Raw genomic sequence first — 19,580 nt, 5'->3', positions numbered from 1 at the left:
TCATGCACGGAAAGCTATCGCCCGCGCCCGCCTGGCTGCTCGACCAGCGGATGACCGTCGTGCTCTTCGCCGGCATGGGCGGTGCCTGCGACGGACTGGAGGCGGCGGGCTTCCCCGTGCATCTGGCGATCAATCACGATGCCGTCGCGGTCGCCGCGCATCAGGCCCGCCACCCACACACGCGGCATCTGCAATCGGATGTCTTCGAAGTCTGTCCGCGCGCGGCGACCGGCGGACGGCCGGTACGCATCCTCTGGGCATCGCCCGACTGCCGGCATTTCAGCCGGGCCAAGGGCGGCGCGCCGGTGTCGCGGCGGGTGCGAAGCCTGCCGTGGATCGTCTGCCGCTGGGCCGGCATGACGGCCCCCGAGACCATCTTCACCGAAAATGTACCGGAGCTGCAGACCTGGGGGCCGCTGATCGCCAAGCGCGATCCGGCCACCGGCAGGGTGATCCGTCTCGACGGCAGTGTGGCCGCCCCGGGCGAACGGGTTCCTGTCGCGGAACAGCAGCTGGTGCCCGACCCTCGCCGGCGAGGCAAGACCTTCGGGCGGTGGCTTCGGCACCTGCGGGGTCTCGGCTATACCATCGAGTTCCGCGAGGAGATTTGCGCCGATCACGGCATTCCGACCATCCGCAAACGCTTCTGGGCCGTGATGACCATAGGCGGGCGACCGCCCCGCTGGCCGGCGCGCACCCATGCACCGCGCGAGAAGGCGAAGGCCCTGCGCCTGCGACCCTGGATCGGCGCCCACACCTGCATCGACTGGTCGATTCCCTGCCCGTCGATCTTCGAGCGGGCAAAGCAACTGGCCCCCGCGACGCATCGCCGGATCGCCGTCGGCACCATGCGCTATGTCGTCAAGGCAAAACGCCCGTTCCTGCTCCATGTGACCCATCACGGCGGGGATCGTACACACGACATCGCCGATCCCCTGCGCACGGTGACGAGCGCCAATCGCGGGGAAATCGCGCTGGTGGCGCCGCATGTCACCAAGTTTCGCAATGGCGCCATCGGGCACGATCTGTCCGAACCGCTGGCGACCGTGACCGCGAACAGCTTCGAGAAGCGCCCGGGCGGCAGCGTACCGATGGGGCTGGTCGCCGCTTTCCTCGCCCAGCACAACACCGGCGTCATCGGTCGCCCGGCGGACGAACCCATGTCGACCTCGACCACGGCCGCGACGCAGAAGGCGGTTGTCGCCTGTAGCCTCGCGACCCTTCGCGGCACATCGAAGGACGGGCGAGACATCGCCGATCCCATGCCGACCGTGACCGCGGGCGGCAGCCATGTTGCCCTCGTCGCCGCCTTTCTCGCCCAATATTACAGCGTGGGCGAGAGTTGCCGCGCGGCGGACGAACCCCTCGGTACCGTGACGACGAAAATGCGCCACGCCGCCGTGACCATAAGCATCGCGGGCAGCGAATATGCCCTGACCGACATCGGCATGAGGATGCTGGAGCCGGAGGAATGTGCCCGCGCCCATGGCTTCGACCCGGCCAGCCTGAACCTGCCGATCCGCATACGGGACAAGAAGGGCAACTGGATCGCGCGAAAGCTGACGAAAACCGAGAAGTATCATCTCATCGGCAACAGCGTGCCGCCCGAGATGGCGCGGCGCCTGGCCTTCGCCAACGTGCGCGAAGAGCTGGTCACAGAGGCGACGGGAACCTGATGGTCGCCCGCATCGAAGATATCGGGCGGCTGCCCGGCTGGCCAAGGATGCTGTCGCGCGAACAGGCCGCCGCCTACCTTGGCGTATCGGCCGGGACCTTCGACCGCGAGGTTGCCGCCGGCCAGTGGCCTCAACCGCTGGAGCGCGGTCGGCGCAAGACATGGGATCGCTTCGCGCTCGACCGGATGTTGGATGGCCGCATGGGCGTTGCCTCCACCGCCAGCGCGCGTGAGGATGACGATCTGGATCGCGAGCTGTCGGAGTGGAAGCGGAGCCGTGGCAAAGGTTGACCTGAAATCGGTCTACAAGGTCGTCGCGCGGGGGAAGACCTACTATTACGCATGGAAGGGCAAGGGCGCCCCGCGCCTGCACGCCGCGCCGGGCAGCGATGAATTCGTGGCCGAGCTGGAGTCCGCCCTGTCCTCGCGTCGCAAGACCGACGGCCGCCGCGTCTCCGATCTGATCGTCAGCTACAGGGGCAGCCGCGATTGGGACAAGCTCGCCCCTCGCACAAAGATCGAGTGGGATCGCTGGCTTGGGCGAATCAATGATCGCTTCGGCCCGCTGTCGATCAAGCAATTCGACCGGGCCACCATCCGACCCGAGATCACGGATTGGCGGGACGAATGGGCCAAGACACCGCGCGCGGCCGACATGGGGATGCAGGTGCTATCCCGCCTCATGAGCTTCGCCGCCGCCAAAGGGTTGATCCTGGTCAACCCCTGCAAGGGCATCGCCCAGATTTACGAGGTCGACCGCTCAGAGATCATCTGGATGGCGGCGGATTTTGAGCGCCTGAAGGCGGCGTCCTCGCCAGAGATCTATCAGGCCGCGCGATTGGGCGCCCTGACGGGCCTGCGGCTCAGCGACCTGCTGAAGCTGTCATGGTCGCATGTCGCACCGCTGGCGATCGAGATCAGGACCGGTAAGAGCCGCGGCCGCCGCGCCGCGTTGATCCCACTGCACGGCGAGCTGCGCGAGCTTCTGGCGGCGATCCCGAAGCGCGCGACCACGGTTCTGACCAATACCGATGGCCTTCCGTGGCGATCAGGCTTCACATCGAGCTGGCAGAAGGCGATGAAGCGGGCCGGCCTCAATCTGCACTTCCACGACCTTCGAGGGACTGCCGCTACCAGGCTTTATGTTGGCGGCATCACCATCCGCGAAATCGCCGAAATTCTGGCCTGGTCCGAAGACCAGGTCGAGCGGCTGATCGACCGCTATGTGAAGCGCGACGAAATCCTTCTGGATCGAATCAGACGGCTCGACGCGAACGCCGCGAGAACGGCCCCAGAAAAACAGTCGGAAAAACCATCTGGGGATAAGTGACCTAAGTCTTGGAGCGGGCGATGGGAATCGAACCCACGACACTCAGCTTGGGAAGCTGATGTTCTACCTCTGAACTACGCCCGCTCAGAGCCGGAGAGCGTTCTTAGCAATGAAGAACGCCGCCGTCAAATGAATGGCCCCGGCACTGTCGCACCGGGGCCCGATTCACCGACGAAGGGTCGAAAAGCGGATCAGATCGAGTTGTTGATCCACTCGACGATCTTGCCCTTGGGCAGGGCGCCGACCTTGGTCGCGGCGACCTTGCCGTCGCGGAACAGCATCAGGGTGGGGATGCCGCGCACGCCGTAACGGGCCGGGGTATTCGGGTTTTCGTCGATATTGATCTTGGTGATCGTGACCTGCTGGCCGAGTTCCTCGGAGATTTCCTCGAGGCTGGGGCCGATCTGCTTGCAGGGGCCGCACCATTCGGCCCAGAAGTCGACGACGACGGGGCCGGGCGCGCCCAGCACGTCGGTCGCGAATGAAGTGTCCGTCACCTTCTTGGTGGCCATGGCTTGAAGCACCTTTCGTGGTCGAGGGGCGAACCCTGCGACATCGTTCATGTTCGGTCAACAAATCTAGGAAGGCTGGCGGGATGCGTCAACTGGAGGGGCGACGCCGGGCAGGTCTGCAAGGCTTGCATCGAGAATCGCCCCCGGAATGGGCATCAGGCGCGGCGTCTCGGTCCAGAGCAGCGCCGCCTCGACCGGCTTGCCCGGAAAGAGCCGGGAAACCGCCGCGCGGTAAAGCGCGAGCTGGCGCAGATAGCCGGGCGCAACCGCGCGCCAGTCGCTGGGCGAGGGCCGGTCGGTCTTGAAATCGACGATCAGCACCCGCTCCGGCAGGACCACCAGCCGGTCGATCTGACCGAGCACCGAGGTCGTGCCGAGCAGGGCGGCGACGGGCACTTCGGGCCGGCTGCCTGGGCCGAAGACGGCGCCGAATTCGGCATGATCCAGCACGGCGAGGGTTTCCGCCGCGAGATCGTCCCGCGCCTCGGCCGGCAGGTCGCCCGCGCGGGCAGCAAGGAAACGCGCCGCCGCCGCCCCCCGGCTTTCCGCCGGCAGGTCGGGCAGCAATTCCAGCATCCGGTGGACGAGGCGCCCGCGCAGGAAACGCCCGCCCGCCGCAAGCGCCAGCGGGCTGGCGACGCCGATATCCGCATCGGCGAGGCGGGACGGGCTCAGGGGATCGGACGGCCGGCTTTCCTCGGGCGCGGGGCGCAGCGCCCAGGCCGGCAGCGGCAGGGGCGCCGCGCTCGCCGCCGCAAGATGCGCCCTCTCCCCCACCGGGTCGCGCTGAACACCCGATTTCCGCCGGATGGCGAAGCCGGGCGACAGCTCGTGCACTTCCGCGTCCTCGGGGAAGGCGGCGGCGACGAGATCGTACCAGGAGCCTTCCTCGAAGTTCCGATCCTTCTTCTTGCCGGCGCGCCAGCCGCAGACCACCAGCCGGTCCTCCGCCCGTGTCAGCGCGACATAGAGCAGGCGGCGATATTCGCGCAGGGCCGCCGCCCGCAGGGTCTCGCGTAAGGCGGCAACGACGGGCACAGTCCCTGCCCCTTCGATGGCGAAGACCGGCAGGCCGCCGTCGGTCATCAGCAGGCTCTCGCGCACGCCGGGCAGGCTGGTGGTGTCGGGCAGGATCACCACCGGCGCCTCCAGCCCCTTGGAGGCATGGACGGTCAGGATGCGCAGCTCGTTCCGGCCGCGGTCGAGGTCGCGCTTCAGCTCGGTGCCGCCGCTTTCGACCGCATGCAGGAACCGCTCGAGCGACGGAGCCTCGTCCGCCTCGTGGCGGAGGGCATGAGAGAGGAATTCCTCGATCGGCTCGATCGCCTCGGCGCCCAGCCGGCCGATCAGCCGCCGCCGTCCGCCGCCCTCGTCGAGAAGGCGGGAGAAGAAGGCGAAGGGCGTGACGTAATCGGCCCGCGCCAGCACCGCCGCCAGCGCCTCGTGGGCGGCGGCGAAATCGGGCCGCGTGCCCGCCCGCGCCACCAGCCGGCGCCACAGCCTCTCCGGCCCGCGGCCATGGGCGAGATCGAACAGGGCTTCCTCGCCCAGGCCGATGAAGGGCCCCTTCAGCACCGTCGCCAGGGTCAGATCGTCATCCGGCAGCAGGGCGAAACGGCCCATGGCGATCAGGTCGCGCACACCCAGCTGGGCCGCGAGGCTCATGCGGTCGCTGCCGGCGACCGGCACGCCCCGCGCCTTGCAGGCCCGCGTCAGGGCATCGACAAAACCGGTGCGCCGCCGCACCAGGACCATGATGTCGCCGGGCCGCAACGCCCGGCCCCGGGCCGGCAGCAGGGTGCCGGCATCCAGTTCGGCGCGGATGGCGTCGGCGATCCGCTCCGCCAGCATGTCTTCGGCCGAGCGGCCGCGGGCGGCGACCTCGGCCGGGGACCAGGCCTCCGCCTCGTCGACCGTCTCGCCCTCCTCGACCGGCCACAGCTCGACGCTGCCGGCGGCCCCGGCGCGGTGGGCGACATGGCGCAGCACGCCGCCCTCGACGACGCCATCCCGCGCCTGCGGCAGGGCGAAGACCGCGTCGACCAGGGCGAGCACGGCGGGCGCGGTGCGGAACGACATGTCGAGTTCGATGGGCCGGAACGCCTTGCCTGCCGCGTGCGCCGCGCTGTCGGTGCGCTGGCGCTCCGCCCCGAAAATCTCCGGCGCGGCGCCCTGGAAGGAATAGATCGACTGTTTGGTGTCGCCCACGGCGAAGACCGTGCGATGGCGGGTCTGCGCCCCGTCGCCGGCGAAGAATTCCCCGGTCAGGGCGCGAACGAGCTGCCACTGGGCGGGGCTGGTGTCCTGCGCCTCGTCGATCAGCAGATGGTCGATGCCACCGTCGAGCTTGTAGAGCACCCAGGGCGCCGCCGCGCCCCGCGTCAGCAGGTCGCGCGCCTTCAGCACCATGTCGTCATAGTCGATGGCGCGGCGCCGGGCCTTGGCCGCCGTGTAACGCGCGAGGATCGCGGTGCCGAGGATCAGCAGCGCGCGGGAGGCAAGATGAACCTCCGCCGCCGTCGCCTCCGCCTCCAGCGCGGCGAGCGCGGCGGCTTCCGCCGCCATCCAGTCCCGCTCGGCCGGGAAACGCTCGCCCAGCTTTTTGGTCATCGGGGCCTTGCGCGGCTCGCCCGTGCCGGTCAGGAACACCCCGGCGTAATCATCGTAATCGAAGGCGACACGCGTCTGCGCCAGCGCCGTCGCCATCTTCTGATCGGTCGCCGTGCCGCCGCGCAAGGCTTCGACGGCCCGCTCGACCGGGGTCCAGTCCTTCTGCCGGCGGGCGGCGAAACGGGCGATGACCTCGGCCCTTCCGCCCCTGTCCTCGGGTTTCCGGCCGAACAGCCTTGCGAGATCGGCGAGGTGCCGGGCCATGGCCGGCCGGCTCAGGTCTTCCGGCAGGCGGGTGCGCAGGGCGATGAAGCTGCCGACCAGCCCCTCGAAGGCGACATCGCTGACGAGACCCGAGAGGTGCTGCACGGCATCGACCAGTTCCGGATCGGCGGCGGACAGAACCTCCCCCGTCGCCTCGGCCAGCAGGAGGCCGGCGGCCTCGTCGTCCAGCGCCTCGAAACGGGGCGGCAGGCCGACCTCGACCGGAAAACGGCCGAGCAGCGACTGGCAGAAGGCGTGGATCGTCTCGATCCGAAGGCCCCCCGGCGCTTCGAGCACGCGGGCGAACAGGCGCCTCGCCCGCGTCACCGTCTCGATTTCCGGGATGTCGCCGGTCAGGTCGCGGATGGCGGCGGAAAGCCGCGCCTCGGGTTCCACCGCCCAGGCGGCCAGCCGGTCCTGGATGCGGTTGGCCATTTCGGCCGCCGCCGCCTTGGTATAGGTCAGGCACAGGATTTTCTCGGGCGCGACATTCTCCTGCAGGAGGAGACGCAGCACCCGGTTGGTCAGCACATGGGTCTTGCCCGTGCCGGCCGAGGCCGAGACGAAGACCGAGATGCGGGGATCGGCGGCGGCGTCCTGCAACGCGGTCATGCCTCGCCCTCCCCGCCCCATTCGCCGACCCGGGCGAGATGGTCGTAGTCGCCATACCCCTTCTGGCGCGGATTGGGCGCCGAGAGATAGGGCTGCGTCTCGTCGCTGTAACGGGTGAAGAGCCGAACCACGCCGTCAAGCGCGGCGGCGGCGATGGCATCGGTGTCCGCGTCGCCGACATGCTTGATCTCGCCCGGCGGCCGCCCGCCCTTCAGGCGCCAGACCTCGATAGCACCCGCCGGGCGCTGCTTCACCTCGGGAAAGGCGCCTTCGGCCAGCATCGCGGCTTCGAGCGGCAATTGCGGGCGAAAGCCCGCCTGCATCTGCGCCTTGCTGGGCGGAATGCCGGTCTTGTAATCAATGACGATGCCATAACCGTCGGGGCGGCCGTCGATGCGATCGGCCCGCGCGGTGACGATATGTTCGACCCCGCCGATGTCGAGCCGCAGCGCCCCCTCGGTCTCGACCGCCAGGGGCTCGATCCCCTCGGCGCGGCGGCGGCTTTCTTCCGCGACGAACCAATGGGCGACTTCGACGAAGCGGGGCCACCAGAAACGTCTCACCACCGGCCAGTCGTCGAAGCGGCGGAAGGCTTCGCGGCCGAGAGCGATCAGCCGGTCGGCCGCATCGCCGGGCAGCGGCCCCCGCATGTGCCCCCGGACAAAAGCGTCCAGCACGTCGTGGATGATCGTGCCCCGGTCCGACGCCCCCGGCGGCTGGTCGACGGGATCGAGCGGCGACAGGCGCAGGATCTGCCGGGCATAAAGCGCGTAAGGATCGCGCACCAGCAATTCGACCGCCGAGACGGAAAACACGCGGGGCCGCGCCGCCAGCGGCGGCCGGGGCGCCGGCTCGGCGCAAGGCGCGCCCTCCCCGGGATCGAGCGACAGTGCCCAGCCCGGCGCCGGCCCGGTCCGCCAGCGCGCGGGATCGACCAGCGCGTCGAGCCGGCGCAGCCAGCGCGACGGCACCGTGGGCGACAGATCGACCTTGGCCGCCCGCGTCAGCACGACACGGGGCGCGGCGGCGAGGCTGGCGAAATCATGGGCCGCCTGACCGAGGCGCTTGTCGGCGGGCGGCAGGCCCAGGCTGTCGCGCATGGCGCGCGAGGCCCAGGGATCGGCCGCCGGCTCCACCGGCCAGGTGCCTTCGTTGAGACCGCCGAGGATGACGAGATCGGCCGATTCCAGCCGCGCCTCCTGCGGGCCGAGGATGCGCAGCCGGGGATGCAGGCCAAAACTGGGACGGACGGCGACGCCCGCCACCATGGTCTCGAACAGGCCGGGGTAGTCGCGGGGGCGGATAGCGCCCAATTCCCCCGCCGCCGCCAGCATGTCCTGGACGAGACCGGCCGCCGCCTCGCCGGCATCGCCGCGCCACAAGGGCTCGGCGCCCGGAATGCCGGGCTGGCCCGCGATCGCCTCCGCCGCGAGGACATGGGCCTCGACCAGCACATCGAGACGGGCCGTCTCCCCGGCGAGGGCCTCGACCAGCGGCCGGGTCGCCGCCGCCAGCCGGTCGATCAGGTCGAGCATGGCCTCGGGCATGGGGACCGCCGCCGCCAGATGGCGCAGCGCGTCGAGCCCCGGCGCCGGGCGCGGCCCGCGCAGGCAGCGCCGCTCCAGCCGGCGCAAGGCCCGCAGCGCATCCGCCCGCTCGAGCCCGAGGGCGGCGAGCGGATGCTTGAGGCACGAGAGGAGTTCCAGCGGCGCGAAGCCCGACAGCGCCATGTCGAGGACGAGGCGCAGGAAGGCGCCCGGCACGCTGGCGCCGAGACTGGCCCCCGCGCTGTCGTCAACCTCGACCGACCAGCGCGACAATTCGGCGCCGACCCGGCGGGCCAGATTGCGGTCGGGCGTCACCAGCATGGCGGTGGCGGCCGGGGTTTCCAGCACCTCGCGCATCAGAAGCGCGATGGCCCGCGCCTCCGCCGGACTGTCATTGGCCTCGATCCGCGTGACGCCGTCGAGGGCGGCCTCCATGTCGAGGCTGCGGCTGCTGGCCGACCAGCGCTCGGTGGTCTCGGCCGGGGCCAGGGCTTCCGCCAGCAGGGCGAGGCGGGGTGATGGCGGCGCGGACACGCCGCCCGCCGGCCACAGGCCGACATCCGCCCGGTCGGCGCGCAGGCGCTGCAGCAATTCGCGCATCGCCCATTGCGGATGGCCGGGGGCGAGACGCTCCCAGTCCCCCGCCGCCATGGCGAGGTCGAGCCCGGGCAGCACCACCGCGCCCCGGGGCAGGCGGGCCACGACGCTCATCAGATGCGCCGTCGCCGGGATGGAGCCGGTCGAGCCGGCGACGATGACCGGATGTTCGGGCGGCGCGGCGCGCCAGCCCTCCGCCTGCATCAGCAGCAATTGATTACGCCGGGCCGCCGGGTCCATGGCGCCATGGGCATCGCGGATCGCGGGCCAATAGTCGCGCGCCGCGATCTTCAGGAAATCGAGGGTGGCCTGCCAGTGTCCGGCCAGCGCGTCGGGCACCAGCGTGTCGAGCCGCGACCAGTCCGCCCCTTCCGTCTCCATCTCGTCGATCAGCCGGGCGAGGGCATCGGCATGGGCGAGGGCGGCGCCGAGGTCCGCCGCCTCCCCCCTCGCCTTCCACCATTGCAGGACGAGGCGGGCAAGCAGGAAATTCCGTGTAACGGGTTCAATCGCGGGCGGCAGGTCGAGCACGGCGGGCGTGCCGGCCAGCGCCAGCTCTTCCTCGTCGGCATCGCCCAAGGGACGCATCCGGGGCAACAGCAGCGGCCGGCCGCGCGCCCGGCGCAGGAAGGCTTCCTTCAGCGAGCGGGCGGCGCGCCGCGTCGGCACGAGGATCAGGGTCGCGGCCAGGTTCAGCGGATCGTCCGCCGCCCGCGCCAGCAGCGTATCGGCCAGCGTGTCGACGAAGGACAGGCCGGCCGGAATGGTCAGCAGACAGGGCCGCCCGGTGACGGGCGGCAGGGCGGCGAGGGAGAGCGGCTCAGCCGAGGTCGGCAAGGGCCAACTCCGCCTCGGCGATGGCCGGAATGGTGCCGACATGGAGGAACTGGCCGTCCAGCCGCTGGCCGTACAGCCGTCCCGCCTCGATGGCGCGATTCCACAGAAGGTTCAGCGAGAAGGCACCCTCCGGCAGATCGTGGAAACTCCCCGGTTTCATCACGGCGCAGCCGGCATAGACGAAGGGCGCGACCAGCGATTCCGGCCGGCGTGACAGGCGCCCGTCCGGGTCCATCAGGAAATCGCCGAGGCCCTCGAGGCCGACCGCCGTCGCCGTGGGGGCGACCAGCAGCAGCGCATCCATCGTCTCGGGATCGAAGCCACGCGCAAGGTCGCGGATCGGATCGGCGAACCCCTGGCGCCACAGCGTGTCGGCATTGCAGATCAGGAACGGCCCCTCGCCCAGCAGCGGCAGGGCGCGGGCGACGCCGCCGCCGGTCTCCAGCAGGGCATCCCGCTCGTCCGAGACGGTGGTGGCCGGGCCGAGGCCCTCGGCCTTGCGGCGGGCGAGGCGCGCCTCGATCTGGTCGGCGAGGTGATGGACGTTGACCACGGCGCGACCGATCCCCGCCGCCTCCAGCCGGTCGAGCAGCCGGTCGAGCAGGCTGCGATGGTCGACCTCGACCAGGGGTTTCGGCACCCGGTCGGTCAGGGGGCGCATCCGCATCCCCTTGCCCGCGGCCAGCACCATGGCGGTTTCGATCTTGGTCATGCCGCGAGCTTCCGGATGCCGGCGCGCAAGTCCTCGCCCGGCAGGTAATGATCGTACCAGGCCCGCAGGTTGGCGAGCAGCGGATGACGCAGGTCGCGCTCGAGATGGCGCCAGACCCGGGGCAGGAAATCGAGATAGCGCTTCTTGCCGTCCCGCTTCCACAGGCGGACGAAGACCCCGGCGATGCGGCTGTTGCGCTGCGCCGCCATGATGGCATAGGCCGCCTCGAAAGCCGTGGCGTCGAAGCGGGGATCGACCCGCGCGGCCCCCGCGGCGTAACGCGCCTTGAGGTCCGCCGCCAGCGCCGGATCGACATCGCGCCTTGCATCTTCCAGCAGCGAGACGAGATCATAGGCCGGCGGCCCCAGCGTCGCGTCCTGGAAATCGAGCAGGCCGACCCGGGCCGCGCCCTTCCGCCCCGGCAGCCACAGCAGATTGTCGGCGTGATAGTCGCGCAGCATCAGGGTTTCGCGCTCGCGCGGCAGGCGCCGCCACAGGTCGGACCAGATGCTGACAAAGGCCGCGCGCGCGTCGTCCTCGAGGTCGAGGCGCAGCGCCTTCGCGTGCCAGTCGAGGACGAGGGAGGGGCCGAAGGCGAAGGTCTTCTCGTCATAGGGCTTCGTCCGGTACTGGCTGCCGTCGACGAAACGCTGCGGCCCCGGCGCCGGCACCCGCCGCAGCTCGACGAGGACATCGACCGCCGCCTCGTAAAGCACGGTTTCCAGCTCGGGCTGGCGCGACAGCACGGCGTTGTAACTGTCGTCGCCCAGATCGTCGAGCAGCAGGAAGCCCTGACCGATCTCGGCCGCGAGGATCTGCGGCGCCGAAAGACCAAGGCGGGCGAGATGACGGGCGATGCCGATGAAGGGCCGGACATTTTCCTGCGGCGGCGGCGCATCCATCAGAACGGCCGTGCGCCCATCCGGCTTCTCCACCCGCTCGTAGCGCCGAAAGGAGGCATCGCCGGCCAGATCGCGCCGGACGGCATCGCCCCAGCCGGTCGAAGTCAGGAATGTGTCGATGGCTTGGCTGCGCGCGGTCATGGGGCAAATCCGTCGAGGCGGGCGGGCCAGTCGCCATGCCCGGTCAGGGTGGCGGCGCGCTGGCCCGATGAATCCAGGGAAAACACGATATCCAGCCGGTCGTCCGGCAGGCGCCGCCCGGCCCGGCCCGGCCATTCGACGAGGATGATGCCGTCGTCCAGCGCGGCGTCGAAGCCGATTTCGTCGAGTTCCGCCTCCGCCTCGATCCGGTAGAGATCGAAATGGGCGACAGGCCCCCCGTCGGTGTCATAGGGCTGGACGAGGGCGAAGGTCGGGCTCGGCACATCCTCGACAACGCCGAGGGCGCGCAGGAAAGCGCGGGCGAAGGCGGTCTTGCCAGCGCCAAGATCGCCCCACAGCGCGATGCAGTCCCCCGCCCGCGCCAGCGGCGCCAGCGCCGTGGCCAGCGCGGCGGTGCGCGGCAGATCGGGCAGGGCGAAATGCAAGGGCAAGGTTCCGAATCCGGCGGGCAACAACTCCCGCCATTTAGCCCAAGCGCGCGAGGGACCGCAACCGGCGGCAGGGCGCGGCCACCCGCCGTTCCCGTCGAATGCGGCTCCAGGATGGCGCTTCCTCGCGACGCCGGAACGCCGGCCGTCACGGAAATATCGCCGGAATGGCTTGAAAGCCCGGATGCTCTAACCCGTTAGGGTGATGCCGGACCACTAGCGTTCCGGGACAATTGGCGCCGACACACCCGTTGAACCGATCAGCAAGGCTATGAGATGGCTACAGTTTCCGGCACAAGCGGTCCCGATTGGTTGTATGGCACGGATGGCACCGATGTGATTTCGGGCTACGACGGCAACGACGTTCTATATGGCGAGGCCGGTGACGACGATCTCCATGGCGGAGCAGGCAACGACAACCTCGATGGCGGAGCAGGCAACGACGTTCTATATGGCGAGGCCGGTGACGACGATCTCCATGGCGGAGCAGGCAACGACAACCTCGATGGCGGAGCAGGCAACGACAACCTCTATGGCGAGGCCGGCGACGACAGAATTCTGACCGACAAGGGCATAGACCATGTCGACGGCGGCGACGGCGCCGATCTTGCAATGGTCGACCGGAGTTCGCTCTCCGTTGCCTTCGCCGTCGACCTGTCGGGCGGGCCGGATGTCCTGACCACCTTCAGCGACGGCTCGACCTTCATCCATGTCGAGAGCTTCTCGATCAGCGGCGGCAGTGGCGACGACATGATCCGCGGCGGCAGCGGTAACGACTCCCTCTCAGGGGGAGCGGGTCACGACGCCCTGTTCGGCGGTGCCGGCGACGATTCACTCCATGCGGGCGATGCGGACGACCTCGACGGCGGGGCGGGCTTCGATTTCGCCTGGGTGGACCGTATTTCTTCCGGGGCCTCCTTCCACGTTGACCTGTCCCCGGGGCCAGACAGCCTGGTCTCGGCCAGCGACGGCACCACCTTCATCGGCATCGAGAGCTTCCAGATATGGGGTCACAATGCCTCCCTCAACTATGAATATGACGCCGACTATAACGCCATCCTCATCCGCGAGCCCGATGACGACATCACGGGCGGCGCGGGCGACGATAAGTTCTATGGTCTGCGCGGCTTCGACACGCTTTCCGGCGGCGACGGAAATGATGTCATCTACGGCGATATCGACCCCTTTCAGCGGAACGGCGTAGATCCCGATCCGGATGTGGGCGAGGCTGACACGCTGAACGGCGGCGGCGGAGACGACGTCCTGCAGGGCAATGGCGGCGACGACATGCTGAACGGCGGCGGCGAAGACGACTACCTGCAGGGCAATGGCGGCGACGACGCGCTGAATGGCGGCGATGGGGACGATCTGCTCTGGGGCGGCGTCGGAAAGGACACACTCGACGGCGGGGCCGGCGACGATACCATATACTCCGCGAGTAACGACGATGCCGCCGAACGGCTTGTTGGCGGCGCCGGCAACGATGTCGCCATCATCTCCAGAAGTGTCGCCAATTTCTCGGTCGATCTCTCGGCCGGGCCGGATGTGCAGGCGACAGCCTCCGATGGCTCGACCTTCATCGGGATCGAGTATTACCGGTTCAACGTCGGGCAGAGCAACAGCGTCTCAAACATCCGCGGCGGCGCCGGTGACGATTACTTCAACGCTTACGGGCGCGGCAATCTGCAAGGCGGAGCGGGCGACGACTGGCTGTTCGGCAGCGATTATACGTACGGCGGCGGCTACAACGATACCCTTGACGGCGGCGACGGCCACGACCACCTGCACGGCGGGTCGGGGAGCGATACGCTGACCGGCGGCGCGGGCGACGACGTGCTGGAAAGCGGGCTGGGCGCGGATCGCCTGGACGGCGGTGCCGGCCGGGACCGGGCGATCATCGACCGCAGCAGGCTGGGCCTCGACTTCACGCTCGACCTTTCCGCCGGACCGGGGGCCACGGCCACGGCCAGCGACGGCACCACGGTGACCGCCGTGGAAGAGTTCACCATCATCGGCGATACCGGCAACGATACGTTGCGGGGGGCATCCGGCAACGACCGCTTCACCGGCGCCGCGGGCGACGACATACTTGCCGGCGGGGCAGGCAACGACGTGCTGGATGCCGGCCAGGGTGTCGACCATCTGGATGGCGGCGCGGGCGACGACCGCGGCATCATTGACCGCGGCGATCTGACCGGCGCCTTCACCATCGACCTGTCGGCCGGCCCGGACAATCTGACGACCGCCAGCGACGGCACGAGCTTTATCGGTATCGAGCATGTGGAAATAAGCGGCGGCAGCGGCGGCGACGTCATCCGCGCGGCCGCCGGGGACGACAGGCTGCGCGGCGGCGGCGGCAACGACACCCTGGACGGCGGCGCGGGCGACGATACCGCCGTCTTCTCCGGCAAGCGGTCGGATTACACCATCACCGTCAACGGGGACGGCAGCCAGACCGTCGTGGACCTGAGGGAGGGAGCCCCCGATGGCACCGATACGCTGGTTTCCGTCGAACATCTGTTCTTCGACGGAAACACCATCGCTCTCGATTTCAATCACAACTATTTCGTCGGTACCGGCGACGACGAGCGCATTTCTTCTGCGGCCAATTATGTCTCGCTCTACGGGATGGACGGAAACGACACGCTGAGCGCCAGAACCGGTACCCTCTATGGCGGTCGGGGTGACGATGTCTATATGGTTCGCGGGGCAACCACAGGGACCGTGGAACTCCCGGGCGAAGGCGTGGATACGGTCTATGTCGACGTCATCCGGCGAGCTCCTCTGCTCTCTGCCAATACCTTCACCCTGGCCGACAATGTCGAGAACATGGTCCTGCTCGACGCCACGGTAGAATACTGGTACTGGGACACCGCGAGACCTAATGATATCGACGCCGTCGGCAATGCGCTGGACAACCGGATCACCGGCAACAGCGGCAACAACCGGCTGGACGGTGGCGAGGGCACCGATACCGCCGTCTATTCCGGCCGGCAGAGCGATTACCGGATCACCGATAATGGCGACGGCAGCCGGACCATCCGGGATCTGCGCTACCGTTCGCCCGATGGAACCGACACGCTCGTCTCGATTGAACAGATCGTGTTCGAGGGCAAGGAGGTCAACGGAATCCTGGGCACCGAACAGGACGACGTGCTCGACGGCGCCGAGGACGCGGATTCGATTTCCGGCCTCGGCGGCAACGACATGCTTCAGGGCCATGGCGGGGACGATGTCCTCGACGGCGGCGCCGGGGACGATCGGCTGGACGGCGGTGCCGGTTCCGACACGCTGCTGGGCGGGCTTGGCGACGATACCTATGTCGTCGATGGCGCCGATACCCTGTCCGAGCGGCGCGGCGAGGGCATGGATACCATCGTCACCACCGGCGCCTTCTTCACCCTGGCCAGCAATTTCGAGAATCTGAGCTTCGCCGGCACCGGCAATTTCTCCGGCACCGGCAATACGCTGGTCAATATCGTTACCGGGGGCAGCGGCGACGACACGCTGTCGGGCGGCAAGGGGGCCGACACGCTGCGGGGTGGCCTCGGCAACGACATCTATGTCGTCGATAATCTGGGTGACGTCGTCGACGAGACCGACGGGGGCGGCGTCGACACGGTCCATACCACGGCGACCCACACCCTGAGCGACGGGGTCGAAAATCTCGTCCAGTACGGCACGGCGACAACCACGGGGACCGGCAATGCCCTGGGCAATGCCATGACTGGCAACGTCGTCGCCAATCGGCTGTTCGGCATGGGCGGCGACGACGTGATGGGCGGCGGTGACGGCAACGACACGCTCGACGGCGGCGACGGCAACGACATGCTGTCCGGCAATGCCGACGACGACTCACTGGTGGGCGGTGCCGGCAACGACACGCTCGATGGCGGCACCGGCACCGACAAGATGCGGGGCGGCCTCGGCGACGATACCTATGTCGTCGACAATGCCGGCGACGTGCTCAGTGAAGCGGGCGGCGACGGGATCGACACGGTGCGAACCTCGATCAACTTCACACTGGCCAGCGGATTCGAGAATTTGACCATCTCGGTCAGCAAGACCGTGTCGGGCACGGGCAATGCCGCCGCCAATGTCATGACCGGCGGCGGCGGCGCCAACGCCCTCTCGGGTCTCGGCGGCGACGATGTCATCAATGGCGGCGGCGGCGCCGACACGCTCGACGGCGGGACCGGCGCGGATACGCTGACCGGCGGCTCCGGCAACGATGCCTTCGTCTTCGCCGCCAGGCAGAGCCAGGGCGACAGGGTGACCGATTTCGCCGGCAACGGCGCTTCGGCCGGCGACACGCTTCGCTTCACCGGCTTCGGCACCGCGGCGCAGGGAGCGAGTTTCGTACAGGTCGATGCAACCCACTGGCAGGTGAATGCGGCGGATGGCTCGCTTCACGAGGTGATCACCTTCACCAATGCCGCCGCCATCCATGCCAGCGACTACACGTTCGTGTGACCGACCAGAGACTTCGCCCCGCGATGTCGCCCCGCGCTTGAATCCTCGGCGCCATGGCGCCATGGTGGCGGCCTTTGCGGGTTCACGAGGAGCATCAGGCCCATGTCCGACATTCTCTCGACCGACGTCGCCATCATCGGCGCGGGGCCGGTCGGCCTGTTCGCCGTGTTCGAGGCGGGGATGCTGGGCATGAAGGCGGTGGTGTTCGATGCCCTCGACGCCATCGGCGGGCAGTGCGCCGCGCTTTACCCGGAAAAGCCGATCTATGACATCCCGGCCCATCCGGCCATCGACGGCCAGACCCTGATCGACCGGCTGGAAGCGCAGGCCGCGCCCTTCGCGCCCTATTACCTGCTGGACCAGCAGGTCACCACGCTGGCGCCGCTGGAGGGCGGGCGTTTCCGCCTCGCCACCTCGGGCGGGGCGGTGGTCGAGGCCGGGGCGGTCATCGTCGCGGCGGGCTGCGGCGCCTTCGGGCCGAACCGGCCGCCGCTCGACGGGCTCGACATCTATGAAGCCGGCAAGGGCGTGCAATATCTGGTGCGTCGGCGCGAGGATTTCCGGGGCAAGCGGGTCGTCATCGCGGGCGGCGGCGACAGCGCGGTCGACTGGGCCCTGAGCCTTTCCGAGGTCGCGGCCTCGGTCGCCCTCGTGCACCGCCGGCCGAAATTCCGCGCCGCGCCCGAATCGCTGCGCCAGCTCGACGAACTGGCGAAATCGGGCAAGGTCGAGCTGGTCGTGCCCTATCAGCTCGACGGTCTGGAGGGAGAGGGCGGCATCCTGTCGGGCGTCCGCGTCGCCACGCTGGACGGCCAGAAGAAGGTGCTTCCGGCCGATGTGCTGCTGCCCTTCTACGGTCTCGCCATGACCCTCGGCCCCATCGCCGACTGGGGCCTCGGCCTCGACGACAGCCGCATCCTCGTGGAACAGCGCGACTGCTCGACCTCGGTCCCCGGCATCTATGCCGTCGGCGACATCGCCCATTACCCGGGCAAGCTGAAGCTGATCCTGTCGGGCTTCGCCGAAGCCGCCGCCGCCGCCCATGCCGCCCACGCCCATGTCCACCCGGACAAGGTGGTGCATTTCGAATATTCGACCACCCGGGGCGTGCCCGGCGCCGCCTGACCGGAGCCGCACGGATGTCGGGCCTCGTCGTCTTCGCCTTCGCCGCTCTCGCCGAAATCGCCGGCTGCTTCGCCTTCTGGGCGGTTTTCCGGCTCGGCGCGCCCAAACCCTGGCTGGTCGCCGGGGTGCTGTCGCTGATCCTCTTCGCGACCCTGCTGACCAGGGTGGACACGGATTACGCCGGCCGCGCCTATGCGGCTTACGGCGGGATCTATATCCTCGCCTCCCTTGCCTGGCTGTGGCTGGTCGAGGGGGCGCGGCCCGACCGTTTCGACATCCTCGGCGCCGCGCTCTGCCTCGGCGGCGCGGCGATCATCCTGCTGGCGCCCCGGGGAGCTTGAGCCTCAGCCGGCGGCGAGCGCGGCCTTGGCCTTGTCGTCGAGCGGGGCGCCCGCCGCGCGCAGCGCCTGCAGGAAGCGGATCGCCTCGGCCCGTGCGAAATTGGCGCTGAAGGAGCGCCAGCCGGCTTTCGGATAGAGCGAGACCAGAAGCCCCATGCCCTTCATCACCGTCACCTTGTCGAGATCGGCGATGGCGATCCGCCCGCTGCGGAAGACGCGCATGATCACCACCCCGTCCTCGAGCGCGAGGCGCGGCACCAGACCGTTGTAGGTGACAGCGAGCAGCGGCACCGACTTGATGCCGCTGAAGGTCGCGAGGGGATGAAACTGCATCGGATCGTCCTCAGACAAAGTCGCCGGTATCGAGAAAACGTTCGAGCCGGGCGCGGTGGGGCGCCAGCTCCATGCCGTTGGCCGCCAGCCAGCCCTCGTCGAAATAGGTCGAGGCATAGCGGTCGCCACTGTCGCAGATGACGGTGACAAGGGCGCCTTCCCGCCCTTCGCGCATCATGCCCGCGGCGAGGCGGCACAGGGCGTGGAAATTCGTCCCCGTGGAGCCGCCGACCCGGCGGAACAGCCGCTCGGACAGGACATGGGCGGCGGCGATCGAGGCGGCGTCGGGCACGCGGATCATATGGTCGATCACGCCGGGAATGAACGACGGCTCCACCCGGGGCCGGCCCACCCCCTCGATCCTCGACGAGCGGTCGCAAGTGGCGCCCCCGTCGCCCGACACGAAGGCCTCGTAGAAGGCGGAATATTCGACATCGGCGACGCAGAGCCGCGTCGCCAGATTGCGATAGCGGATATAGCGCCCGAGCGTGGCCGAAGTGCCGCCGGTGCCGGCGCTCATCACGATCCAGTCGGGCACGGGGTGGGGCTCGGCCTGCAGCTGGCTGAAGATACTGTCGGCGATATTGTTGTTGCCGCGCCAGTCGGTCGCCCGCTCGGCATTGGTGAACTGGTCGAGGTAATGGCCGCCCAGCTCCCGGGCGAGGCCGGCGGCGACGCCATAGACCTCGCCCGCGCCATCGACGAAATGGCAGCGCCCGCCAAACCGCTCGATCGCCTCGACCTTCACCTTGCTGGTGCCGCGCGGCATGACGGCGACGAAGGGCAGGCCCAGCAATTGCGCGAAATAGGCCTCGCTGACCGCGGTCGAGCCGGAGGAGGCTTCGACCAGCGGCGTGCCCTCGCCGATCAGGCCGTTGCAGATGCCATAGAGGAACAGGGAATGGGCCAGCCGGTGTTTGAGGCTGCCGGTCGGATGGGTCGACTCGTCCTTGAAATAGACCGAGATGCCTTTCAGGCCCTTGAACACCGGTTTCAGCAGATGGGTATCGGCCGAGCGGCGGCGGTCGCCCTGCAGCAGCTCGATGGCGCGGCGGGTCCAGCTCCGGTCCGGGCAATCCGGCAGGGCGAGATCGTCAATGGTCATCGGGCGCGCCCTCCC

The 19,580-nt window shown here is 69.1% G+C and carries 14 protein-coding genes and 1 tRNA gene; 6 read left to right on the top strand and 9 right to left on the bottom strand.

What is annotated here, in order from left to right; genetic code table 11:
* Positions 1-2: 2 nt before the first annotated feature.
* From DKG74_RS06950 to DKG74_RS06940, 3 genes are read left to right on the top strand one after another with little or no spacing between them, the layout of a single operon-like run.
* Positions 3-1,676 (top strand): DNA cytosine methyltransferase, encoded by a 1,674-nt coding sequence (locus tag DKG74_RS06950; protein ID WP_109904066.1) that lies wholly within the window; start codon positions 3-5, stop codon positions 1,674-1,676.
* Positions 1,676-1,966 carry a helix-turn-helix transcriptional regulator gene (locus tag DKG74_RS06945; protein WP_109904064.1) on the top strand — a complete coding sequence of 97 codons (291 nt, stop codon included), beginning with the start codon at positions 1,676-1,678 and terminating at the stop codon, positions 1,964-1,966. The genes DKG74_RS06950 and DKG74_RS06945 overlap by 1 nt, the downstream gene beginning before the upstream one ends.
* Positions 1,953-3,005, top strand: coding sequence for a tyrosine-type recombinase/integrase (locus DKG74_RS06940; RefSeq protein ID WP_109904062.1), 1,053 nt, complete (start codon positions 1,953-1,955; stop codon positions 3,003-3,005). Before DKG74_RS06945 ends, DKG74_RS06940 begins: the two co-directional genes overlap by 14 nt.
* Positions 3,006-3,014: 9 nt before the next feature.
* Here DKG74_RS06940 and DKG74_RS06935 read toward each other — a convergent pair.
* The 7 genes from DKG74_RS06935 to tsaE form a co-directional block, all read right to left on the bottom strand.
* Positions 3,015-3,089, bottom strand: a tRNA-Gly gene (locus DKG74_RS06935).
* Between the two features lie 107 nt (positions 3,090-3,196).
* Positions 3,197-3,517 carry a thioredoxin TrxA gene (gene trxA, locus DKG74_RS06930; RefSeq protein WP_109904059.1) on the bottom strand — a complete coding sequence of 107 codons (321 nt, stop codon included), beginning with the start codon at positions 3,515-3,517 and terminating at the stop codon, positions 3,197-3,199.
* A 66-nt stretch (positions 3,518-3,583) separates the two neighbouring features.
* Complete coding sequence (gene addA, locus DKG74_RS06925) at positions 3,584-7,003, bottom strand: double-strand break repair helicase AddA (protein WP_165837571.1); 3,420 nt, start codon at positions 7,001-7,003, stop codon at positions 3,584-3,586.
* Positions 7,000-9,984: a double-strand break repair protein AddB gene (addB, locus tag DKG74_RS06920; protein WP_243404045.1), complete on the bottom strand. Its 2,985-nt coding sequence runs from the start codon at positions 9,982-9,984 to the stop codon at positions 7,000-7,002. Before addB ends, addA begins: the two co-directional genes overlap by 4 nt.
* Positions 9,968-10,696: a nucleotidyltransferase family protein gene (locus DKG74_RS06915; RefSeq protein ID WP_109904053.1), complete on the bottom strand. Its 729-nt coding sequence runs from the start codon at positions 10,694-10,696 to the stop codon at positions 9,968-9,970. The genes addB and DKG74_RS06915 overlap by 17 nt, the downstream gene beginning before the upstream one ends.
* The gene (locus DKG74_RS06910) at positions 10,693-11,739 is read right to left on the bottom strand and encodes an aminoglycoside phosphotransferase family protein (RefSeq protein ID WP_109904051.1); all 1,047 of its coding nucleotides are present in this window, start codon (positions 11,737-11,739) and stop codon (positions 10,693-10,695) included. The genes DKG74_RS06915 and DKG74_RS06910 overlap by 4 nt, the downstream gene beginning before the upstream one ends.
* Positions 11,736-12,191: a tRNA (adenosine(37)-N6)-threonylcarbamoyltransferase complex ATPase subunit type 1 TsaE gene (gene tsaE, locus DKG74_RS06905; protein WP_207779274.1), complete on the bottom strand. Its 456-nt coding sequence runs from the start codon at positions 12,189-12,191 to the stop codon at positions 11,736-11,738. Before tsaE ends, DKG74_RS06910 begins: the two co-directional genes overlap by 4 nt.
* Positions 12,192-12,464: 273 nt before the next feature.
* On the opposite strand from tsaE, the gene DKG74_RS22170 reads away from it, so the two are divergent.
* The 3 genes from DKG74_RS22170 to DKG74_RS06890 all read left to right on the top strand — a co-directional run bounded on the left by DKG74_RS22170 (position 12,465) and on the right by DKG74_RS06890 (position 18,127).
* Positions 12,465-16,661, top strand: coding sequence for a beta strand repeat-containing protein (locus DKG74_RS22170; protein WP_109904047.1), 4,197 nt, complete (start codon positions 12,465-12,467; stop codon positions 16,659-16,661).
* A 102-nt stretch (positions 16,662-16,763) separates the two neighbouring features.
* A complete protein-coding gene (locus DKG74_RS06895) occupies positions 16,764-17,786 on the top strand; it encodes an NAD(P)/FAD-dependent oxidoreductase (RefSeq protein ID WP_109904045.1) in 1,023 nt (340 codons plus the stop codon).
* 14 nt (positions 17,787-17,800) lie between these two features.
* Positions 17,801-18,127 carry a YnfA family protein gene (locus tag DKG74_RS06890; protein ID WP_109904043.1) on the top strand — a complete coding sequence of 109 codons (327 nt, stop codon included), beginning with the start codon at positions 17,801-17,803 and terminating at the stop codon, positions 18,125-18,127.
* Positions 18,128-18,130: 3 nt separating this feature from the next.
* Here the strand turns inward: DKG74_RS06890 and DKG74_RS06885 are convergent, their stop codons facing one another.
* Both DKG74_RS06885 and DKG74_RS06880 read right to left on the bottom strand, forming a co-directional pair.
* Entirely contained in the window at positions 18,131-18,460 is a 330-nt protein-coding gene (locus DKG74_RS06885; RefSeq protein WP_109904040.1) for a hypothetical protein, read from the bottom strand.
* A gap of 10 nt (positions 18,461-18,470) precedes the next feature.
* Positions 18,471-19,565: a PLP-dependent cysteine synthase family protein gene (locus tag DKG74_RS06880; RefSeq protein WP_109904038.1), complete on the bottom strand. Its 1,095-nt coding sequence runs from the start codon at positions 19,563-19,565 to the stop codon at positions 18,471-18,473.
* Between the last annotated feature and the right edge of the window lie 15 nt (positions 19,566-19,580).

The sequence above is a fragment of the Zavarzinia aquatilis genome, from assembly GCF_003173035.1.
Taxonomy (GTDB): domain Bacteria; phylum Pseudomonadota; class Alphaproteobacteria; order Zavarziniales; family Zavarziniaceae; genus Zavarzinia; species Zavarzinia aquatilis.
Note: the sequence above shows the minus strand (reverse complement) of the source record. Positions and strands in the feature narration are given on the sequence as shown.

What these genes read in the sequence shown, in the direction of transcription:
- DKG74_RS06950 (WP_109904066.1), top strand. Translation starts at nt 3, where the DNA reads ATGCACGGAAAGCTATCGCCCGCGCCCGCCTGGCTGCTCGACCAGCGG.
- DKG74_RS06945 (WP_109904064.1), top strand. Translation starts at nt 1,676, where the DNA reads ATGGTCGCCCGCATCGAAGATATCGGGCGGCTGCCCGGCTGGCCAAGG.
- trxA (WP_109904059.1), bottom strand. Translation starts at nt 3,517, where the DNA reads ATGGCCACCAAGAAGGTGACGGACACTTCATTCGCGACCGACGTGCTG.
- addA (WP_165837571.1), bottom strand. Translation starts at nt 7,003, where the DNA reads ATGACCGCGTTGCAGGACGCCGCCGCCGATCCCCGCATCTCGGTCTTC.
- DKG74_RS06915 (WP_109904053.1), bottom strand. Translation starts at nt 10,696, where the DNA reads ATGACCAAGATCGAAACCGCCATGGTGCTGGCCGCGGGCAAGGGGATG.
- DKG74_RS06910 (WP_109904051.1), bottom strand. Translation starts at nt 11,739, where the DNA reads ATGACCGCGCGCAGCCAAGCCATCGACACATTCCTGACTTCGACCGGC.
- DKG74_RS22170 (WP_109904047.1), top strand. Translation starts at nt 12,465, where the DNA reads ATGGCTACAGTTTCCGGCACAAGCGGTCCCGATTGGTTGTATGGCACG.
- DKG74_RS06895 (WP_109904045.1), top strand. Translation starts at nt 16,764, where the DNA reads ATGTCCGACATTCTCTCGACCGACGTCGCCATCATCGGCGCGGGGCCG.
- DKG74_RS06890 (WP_109904043.1), top strand. Translation starts at nt 17,801, where the DNA reads ATGTCGGGCCTCGTCGTCTTCGCCTTCGCCGCTCTCGCCGAAATCGCC.
- DKG74_RS06885 (WP_109904040.1), bottom strand. Translation starts at nt 18,460, where the DNA reads ATGCAGTTTCATCCCCTCGCGACCTTCAGCGGCATCAAGTCGGTGCCG.
- DKG74_RS06880 (WP_109904038.1), bottom strand. Translation starts at nt 19,565, where the DNA reads ATGACCATTGACGATCTCGCCCTGCCGGATTGCCCGGACCGGAGCTGG.